5 protein-coding genes are annotated in these 6092 nt (G+C 26.6%); 4 read left to right on the forward strand and 1 reads right to left on the reverse strand.

The genetic code is table 4. The features are described from left to right. Positions 1-5 precede the first annotated feature (5 nt). Positions 6-368, forward strand: a complete 363-nt coding sequence (locus T385_RS0101300; protein ID WP_029905818.1) for a hypothetical protein — start codon at positions 6-8, stop codon at positions 366-368. A 357-nt stretch (positions 369-725) separates the two neighbouring features. On the opposite strand, the gene T385_RS0101305 is transcribed toward T385_RS0101300, so the two are convergent. Further along, a complete protein-coding gene (locus tag T385_RS0101305; protein ID WP_029905820.1) occupies positions 726-2402 on the reverse strand; it encodes a M28 family metallopeptidase in 1677 nt (558 codons plus the stop codon). A 387-nt stretch (positions 2403-2789) separates the two neighbouring features. Between T385_RS0101305 and T385_RS0101310 the strand changes: the two genes are divergently transcribed. Genes T385_RS0101310 through T385_RS0101320 form a run of 3 tightly spaced genes read left to right on the forward strand, consistent with a single transcriptional unit; the run spans position 2790 to position 5989 of the window. After that, positions 2790-3380 (forward strand): hypothetical protein, encoded by a 591-nt coding sequence (locus T385_RS0101310; RefSeq protein WP_029905822.1) that lies wholly within the window; start codon positions 2790-2792, stop codon positions 3378-3380. Between the two features lies 1 nt (position 3381). Next, entirely contained in the window at positions 3382-5199 is a 1818-nt protein-coding gene (locus tag T385_RS0101315) for an MAG3240 family lipoprotein (protein ID WP_051677951.1), read from the forward strand. Further along, positions 5186-5989, forward strand: a complete 804-nt coding sequence (locus T385_RS0101320) for a hypothetical protein (protein ID WP_029905827.1) — start codon at positions 5186-5188, stop codon at positions 5987-5989. Before T385_RS0101315 ends, T385_RS0101320 begins: the two co-directional genes overlap by 14 nt. Positions 5990-6092 lie beyond the last annotated feature (103 nt).

The raw sequence follows: 6092 nt of genomic DNA on the forward strand, positions 1-6092 counted from the left end.
TATATATGATTGATAAAGTTTTATCAGCCGGCCCAGGCGGTGAAGTACTAAATGATACAAAGGATGTAGTTAGTAATGCAGCTAAGTGAATTTATAATATAGCACTTGGCTTGACCTGATTTATCGTAGTATTGTTTATTGTTATCGCTTTAGCTTTATTAACTAAAGCACTTATCGGAAAATTACATGGTAAAGTTGTTAATGGTGAACGTCAAAAAATGGCTAACGGTAAATTTATTCGTCTTGTAATTACAGCAACCATTCTAATTATCATCGCAATAGTAATCGCAATTTTAATGTATACTAAAGTTCTTAATGAAGGTGGTTTACTAGATAGTTTATTGGAAAAGTTTGGCCTTAAAAAATAAATATATAATCATATTTAACAAATATACTATTATAGTATATTTTTTTTGTCTAAAATGGGAAAGTACATCTCCAGTAAATTTAATTAGAATAGTTTAATGTAAAAAAATGCAAAAGAAATCCTAAAAATGCTAATTTTTGATAAAAATAAACAACAAAATAATCAATTAGCATTGATTTCAATATTTAAAGATTTGTGTTTCCCACTTTAAGTATAAAAAAGAGCCCTCGGTGGCTCTTTTTTTATACTTAAAGTGGGAAACCCGGGAAAAAATCTCCTATATAAATATTTTAGGTTTAAATATTTGCTATTAGGATATTTTTGCACAAATTATCTACAGTTTTTCAAGATTTTTAGCTTATAGTTCAATGTAACTAAAGTTATCACCTTCAATTTTATGTAATGATGTTACTGTTGCCTTTAAAGTTTGAAATACAGTATCTAGCTGTTTATAAATTTTTTGACCAATGTTATCATTAACCCATTTTAGAGTATCTAAATCACTGTGTCAAATATCTCCAAGGATCGCAAAATCATCTTTCTTTAATCCATCAGGTCAATCATAAACAGTTTGGCCATTATCTAATTTTCTTTCTTTTAATTTTTCTATTGTTGTTTTACCGTCTTTTAATACTCAAGCCTTTGGATTAATAGTTTGAGCATATCCATCATATACACCGTATTTTGATTTAATCGCAAAGTTTGTTGATTCAACATAAGCCACTGGTAATTTAGCGATTTGATAGAATGGAGCATGGTCTGATCAGTCCCCAGTTTCGCCTTCTTTATATCCACCTTCAACTAGTTGTGGATGAATTTTTAATTCTTGATCAGCATCATTTATTTTGTTAGCTCTTTCTTTTGAAAGCGTGTTGATGTGGTTACGTAGTAATGGAGATAAATTTCATTTATCTTTTTCAACCTTGTTATTATCATTCAAGGCATCAGTAGTATTAGGAGAGTGAATATACATATAATCACCGCCTGCAACTGTATCCATATTAATCATTCCTAAAGAATTGTCGCGTAATTCATTTTGTTTGCCATCTAAGAATTGTTTTACGAATGCTTTTGAACCTAGTTTTCCAATCTCTTCACCATCAACAAAAATTAAATGTAATCTAACACTTAGATTATCTCTATTTTTAGGATCTGAGAAATACTTTAATAATTTTAAATTAACAGTAACACCTGTAGCATTATCTGTTGCACCTCATGAAACACCTTTTGGTCCTACATTATTCATTGAGTCATAGTGTGAAACAATGTAAAAATCTTTAATTTTTCTTTTACCATTATCAGTTAATTTGGCACTTGGATTAATTGTTACCACAATATTATTACCCACATTATTGTACCCATTATTAGCGAATAAAAAACCTTGTGTAAAGAAGCCATCATTGTTTAAATTTTGCTTCATTGAATCAACTATTTCTTTATCTTTGGTTTCATCATATTGCACAGTTCTTTTTTTATCATCATATTCAGGATATGTGATTCCATTTGGAGTGTGATTAGTATAGCCCATACCAGCGATTTCTTTAACTAAATATTTATATGCATAATAGCTACCATAATTATTAACATTTTGATCTACTTTTTCGCCAAATTTGTATAGTAAATTCTTTTCAACTATTTCTGTTGTTAATCTTTGATCTTTTTCCAACTTTATTCCATAATTTAAAACTTTTATAGGGGATTTTTTGTATGGATTTGGTTTTGTCTCTAATGACTCTTTTTTAAAGTTATTAGCATCTCCTGCTTTTCTACCGTGAACAGTAGACAAGAAATTTGTAAATGTATTTTTTAGCGCCATTTCATCAGTGATTTTTGGATCAGTGATTTTTGGATTAGTATCTTTTGGATCAGTGATTTTTGGATTAGTATCTTTTGGATCAGTGATTTTTGGATTAGTATCTTTTGGATCAGTGGTTTTTGGATTATTTTGATTTGAACATGAGATTGCCATTATTGGTAGTGTAATGCTAGTTAGTGCCCCCCCTATGGCAATTAGTGTCTTAATTGAACGTTTCATAAACTATTTCCTTTCTTAATTTGTTTTATATTTGTACAAAATAACATTCAGCAATTTGTAAAATACAAATATATTTTAAACTATATTATTTTTAATGCACAAAAATCAACCAGATTAAACAAAAAAATGTTTATAAAATATATTAACGACAATTTTTCAATTAGAATTAAGATATCTATTAAAAAAGCATGATTCAAATTTCATAATTGAATTAAGCAATATTTTTTTCCAAATATAAGATTTACATAATAAAAATATTAACAGTTAGACAAACATAATCTAGTTGCACTTTAATAAATAATGCATATTTTCCAAAATTCCAGTGTTTTATTTTTTTATATATCTTTTCTAAAATGTTTATAATTATGCTAAAAGAGGTATTAAATTATGAAAACGTTTAAAAAGAAGAAGACTATATTGAAACCTTTTTTATCTGCAATGCCTGTTATTACAGGGGCTATTTTGCTAACTGGTTGTAGTCATACTACAAATAAACAAGCAAAAGATAGCAGCGTTCAACCAAACAATAGCATTGATGTTTCTATTAATCGCGATGGTTCTTTAATTGGTGAAGAATTGCGAGCTAAAGTAAATGATACAATTGCTAACGCAAACTTCACTATGACTGACAAGGCTAGGAATGAGTATAGCAACCTTACTGATGATGTTAAAAAAGATGAATATATTAATGGTTTATGAGAAAAAATTATAAAATGATTCTCTAAAAATCAAGATTCAGACGATAAAGATAAATTCTATTTTACACCTGAAGACTTATATAACGCAGATTTTAATGAATACATAAAAGTTTATATTCCTAATTTAGAATATTTTGCTGGAAACCATGATGTAAAATGCTACTTCGGTTATAATAGTGAAAAAAGAAATATTTTTTACTTCTTTAAAATTAAATGTTTAGATGGAAAACAAACTGAAGGGCATGGTTTTGTAGATTTAACACTACCAATTGATAAATAATATGAAAACAAGTAAATTAATACTTGCCGGAATAATTGGAAGTTTAGCGCTTCCAATTGTTTCTATATCATGCGCAAGACAACAAAAATTTTTAATTGATGAATCAAAAATTAACACTAAATACTTAACAAAACTAAATGCTCAACAACTAGCAACACTGCACAATTTTGAACCTATTTTTATTAATCAAAATCAGTCTAGCGAAACTAATTTAAAATATTTGGGTCAAGTTAAAAAGGTTACAAATAACAATGAATTAGAATTTAACCCCACTCTCAAATTTAAACCAGAATTCAAATTGCAAAAATCGTGAAAACAAATAAAAACCAAATATGATAATTACAAAATAGAACAAACAAATAACTCTACTTTTAAAAATTTTGATGACTCATTTACTCAATATGACTTTAACAAAATAAGAAAAGCAGGAGGATATTCTAACCTTTGATTTTATTACCTTGCTAACAAAAACAAAGATACAGATTATTACCGTGTTTATGATCCATATTTTTTTGATTTTCAAACAGTAATATTTCGCCTTGTTAACGATATAAAAACAAACAGCGGATTAATGAATAAAAATTCCCTTCTGAATAAAGTGGGTAAAGCCTTTATTACGCGTAATATTTTTAATAATGAATTCATTCAAGCCAGTTCTTGATTAAGGCCTGAAAATGAAATTTTTAGAGATACATTTATTAATTTTCTTATTTTATATTTAAATAAATTCGATCTTAATATTAAAAAAATTAACATTGATTGAACAAAGGCAAGAGTTGAGGAAAATGATTTTTCAAACCAAAGTTTTATTAGTTTTCAAATTGAAGACATTGTTGATTTTGATGATAAAAGCATTGTAAATAATGCAATTAAAAATAAAACCTTTTATATTAATGGTTTTAGAAATTATGCCACTGAACAAAAGTATGGTGTTGGCGTTAATGGTCTAAGCGAAACACTGCCTCTATTTAATGATTATGTAAAAAATCCATTTTTAATCATAAAACAAAATGAAAACATAGACCTAGGAAAGGATATAAATTCGTTTATCAAGGGCTATAATAGCATCGATTATTGAAACTCGAGAGGTTTGGTATATTTATTTTCTAATTTTAAAGATTACCTAGAATTTGATATTCCAGACATATACAAAAATATTGATGAAAAATATAAAGTAATAGATATTCAATTTACAAATTACTATGAAACTAGCCAATTAATCAAAATGATTATTAGAGTTTTTAAAAAAGATAAAACAACAAAAGACTATGTACTATTAAGTTCAAACTTTGACGACCATGGACACTTTTTAAAGGCATTATCAACTAAGTTGGCTGCTGTTGATAAATTAGAAAGTAGCGACTATGCAATATATAGAAAAGAAAAAAAACCAACCTTCAACGGCATAAAACTAGATGATTTTGTTAATGAACCCTTATTTAATTCGTTAATAAATTATGCCTTAATAAATTGAAAAAAACACATTATTAATCCGAAATGCAATACACAGGATCAATTAAAACTCTTAACTGCTTATTTGAATAATTACCTTCTTGCATATGCTCTCGAAATTCAAAATTCAAATCTTAACAGTGGAATCAAAAAGATAGAATTAGCCAAAAATGAAACCATTAAAGATGAAACTACTTTAAAATTTTATTTTTACAAATTTAACTCAGAAAAAGATTTTCTTTACAAAAACAAGGGCGAAAAACCTTTTTATTATATAAATATAAAAGTAAAAAATTTATTTGAGTTTAGTAACAAAACATCATCTTTTACTATTGTTTCTAAAGGACACTATAATGAAAAAATATAATATTTTAGCTTCCCTTTTAATTCCTTCGACTGGGTTAGTAACTATCTCATGCAACGCAAAAAGCGGCACCGAAATAAATCCGTCAAAAAATGTACAAGGTTTTAAGCCACATGAAGATCTCAATCCATTAGAAATGCAATTTGATAACAAAATAACAAAAACCGCTTTAGAAATAAAAAAAACAATGCGGACTTTTAATTATGCTTACTATACTTTTTTTGAAAACTATGATATAGTCAAAGATAAACTAAAAGAATTAATTGAAGAGCAAAGTATAAGTCAAAATAAAGATGGGCTAACAAAATATTACAATTCTTTTTGACATAACAAAAATCCTTTATTACTCAATGATTTTTCAAGGCTACTTGATGAATTTTACAATCTTTTTAATTCAGCTATTAAATCTCTATCAAATCTTAATTTTTATTTGGAACAATTCAAATTTGATAGTGATAACATAAAAAAACTGACAAAAGACCAATATACTAGCAAACTAGATGATGATTTTAAAAAATATATCTATAACAAGGATTTTGCTGATAATATTTACACAGCTAAAAAAATACCAATTAAAAATTTGATGATTGCCTTAAAAGAAAAACTAGCGCAAATATCAAATATGATAAAGAAACAAGAACTTAAAAACTTCTTAAATGAATATCACAAGGCAAAAATTTTCATTTATGACAATATCAACCATGTAAATCTTGACGTTAATATTGATTTAATAATTTCGAATCTTGAAGAAAACAACCGACAAGAATTCTTTTCCTGAGTTTCGGAGTTATAATCAAAATCAAAATATTTTTAATTCCTTATGTACGTAGTACATAGGGAAATTTTTAAACAAAAAAAATACATAACATTACATAACATAATTTTATTTTTGTGAT

The organism is Mycoplasmopsis opalescens ATCC 27921 (assembly GCF_000712185.1).
GTDB classification, from domain to species: Bacteria; Bacillota_I; Bacilli_A; order Mycoplasmatales; family Metamycoplasmataceae; genus Mycoplasmopsis; species Mycoplasmopsis opalescens.